Annotated in this window: 1 protein-coding gene and 2 pseudogenes; 1 reads left to right on the top strand and 2 read right to left on the bottom strand. The window is 65.5% G+C overall.

Annotated elements, in window-relative coordinates; genetic code table 11:
• Together JCM25156_RS24665 and JCM25156_RS14130 are read right to left on the bottom strand one after the other, a co-directional pair.
• Positions 1–229: pseudogene (locus JCM25156_RS24665) on the bottom strand (HlyD family secretion protein); the annotation flags it as partial.
• A gap of 167 nt (positions 230–396) precedes the next feature.
• Positions 397–843: a MarR family winged helix-turn-helix transcriptional regulator gene (locus tag JCM25156_RS14130; protein WP_034959967.1), complete on the bottom strand. Its 447-nt coding sequence runs from the start codon at positions 841–843 to the stop codon at positions 397–399.
• Between the two features lie 295 nt (positions 844–1,138).
• Between JCM25156_RS14130 and JCM25156_RS24660 the strand changes: the two are divergent.
• Positions 1,139–2,289: pseudogene (locus JCM25156_RS24660) on the top strand (FUSC family protein); the annotation flags it as partial.

Genomic DNA, 2,289 nt, shown 5'->3' with positions numbered 1-2,289 from the left:
GCGCCGTCACGTCATCCTCACGGGCCAGCACCTGCCCCGCCCCGACGCTGTCGCCTTCGTTGAAATCGAGTTCGGTAATCCGGCCGGGATATTTCACCGCCACATCGATACGCGCCAGTTCCAGCCGCCCGTTGGCGCGCGCCAGCTTCGGGCAGGCGCCCTGATGCTGAACCACATACCACCCCGCGCCCACCGCCATGACCAGCACGGTCAGCCCGGCGCCAAGCATACCCTCCCGCCACTTCATACCGGCAGCATCTCCTTGTCCTGCATGTAAGGCGGTACCTGCCGGAAAGGGAACCGCCCCTTCATGCGCGTGCGTACCGGGCCCGCGCGCGAATCGCGTTACAACGTGTCATATCAGACCGTCGCGTGCAATTGACGGCGGGGCCGATTTCACGAAGCGCCATCGGCGGCGGTGCCGTCTTCCTTCATCACATCCTCGGCCTGGCGCAGCACCCGCGCCAGCATGTCCATCATCGCCTGTCCCCCGCCCGGGGGCAGCCCGCCGAGCACGCGGGCTTCCATCGCCGCGCAGATATGATGGAGGGCCGCGCATTTCTGCCGGCCACGGCGGGTCAGGACCAGGCATTTGGCCCGCCTGTCATCGTGGTCGGGGCGGCGTTCGACCAGCCCTTCCTCCTCCAGCAGGTCGAGCACGCGCACAAGCGCGGAACTGTCGGTGTTCATCGCATCGGCCAGCGCGCGCTGGCTCACACCCGTGGGCAGCATCATGAGATAGGCCAGCGGGCGCATCATGGCCAGGCTCATGCCCTCCGTCCGCAGGGCGCGATCCAGCAGCAGGCGCCACGTATTGGCCAGCCGCATGGTGAGGAACGTCATCCTCATGTCCTGAAAACCGGTGCCCTCGATATCGGGCAGTGGGGAACGCCCCGGCATGTGAATCTCCTGCGGGTGAACGGCCCGTGGCAGGGCCATCATGCGCCCGATAGCATGCCGGACGCGGCGGATCATGACCCATTTACGCGATACCTGCCCGGCGGCGGAAACGGGTTTGACCGATATAATTGACATGACATTAATTGTCATACAATAAATATCCGCTCCGTCGCCCTTTATCTTCCCGTGGCATGCGTTATCAGGTCTCCGCATGTCGCAGCCGGGAGTCTGCCGCCAGATGTTGTCCAGCCTTATGCGCATCTTTTCCAGTGATGCCCGATGGGCCGCCCATTGCACCACGGCGGCCTACAGCGCGCGCGCGCTCCTGTCCGTCGGCATCGCGCTGTTCCTGGCGTTCAGCTTCCAGCTCCAGTCCCCCATGAGCTCGGTCACCACCGTCATGATCGTGGCCAACCCCGTCGTGGGGGCGCTGGTGTCCAAAAGCGTATGGCGCGTGATCGGCACCATTATCGGCGCGTCCATCAGCGTGGGGCTCATGGCGGTGTTCGTGCAGTCGCCGGTGCTGTATTTCATGGGGCTGTCACTGACCGTGGGGCTGGCCTGCATGGCTGCGACCTTCCTGCGGCTGTTCCGGGCCTACGCCGCCGTGCTGACGGGCTATACCATCGTCATCATCTCCGCCCCCGCGTTTGACGATCCTGATGGCATCTTCCTCAGCGCCATGTCACGCCTGGCCGCCGTGGTGGTGGGCATCGTGACCACGGCGGCGGTGTTCATGGTCACATCCCCCCGCCGCTCGGACACCCTGTTCGATCAGATCCACGCCCTGTTCCGCGATACGGTCAGCTACATCCTGTCATTCCATCAGGGCTACAGCGCCGTGCCCGCGCCGAATACGGACGCGACCCCCACAAGCACGTTCCGCACGCTGCCCCCCACGTTCCATGACAGCCGGGCCGCCATGCTGGGCCGGATCGCGCGCCTGTCGGACGCGGTGGAATACGCCGCGACGGACAATTACGACATAAGCGTGCGCCAGCGCGAAATCCGCGCGGGGCTTGCGCGGCTGTCGGGCATCGTCGCCTCGTACCATCCCATACCGTCACCGCCTCCAACACCGAGGAAGACCGCATGGTGCATGGCGAGATCGTGTCCATGCTCCAGTACCTCATGGATCTGACCGCCGGTCATGCGCTGGAAACCGTATGGACCAGCGGCTGCGCGCGCATAGGCCAGACCCGCGCCATCATGATCGCCCATGCGCGTGACAGCCACTCCCCCCAGTCGCTCCTGTTCCTTGATGACATCCAGGACCTGCTGGGCCAGATCGAAACGGCGCTGCAGGATCTCGCCCGTCGCGGCAGCGCGGGGCGGCGGCTGCGGCTCCAGCCCTATCTGGAATGGCCCACGGCGCTGCGCAACGGCGCG

The sequence above is a fragment of the Komagataeibacter kakiaceti JCM 25156 genome (genome assembly GCF_000613305.1).
The sequence above is the reverse complement of the archived record's forward strand: the minus strand, read 5'-3'. Positions and strand labels throughout refer to the sequence as shown.

What these genes read in the sequence shown, in the direction of transcription:
- JCM25156_RS14130 (WP_034959967.1), bottom strand. Translation starts at nt 843, where the DNA reads ATGACGTTCCTCACCATGCGGCTGGCCAATACGTGGCGCCTGCTGCTG.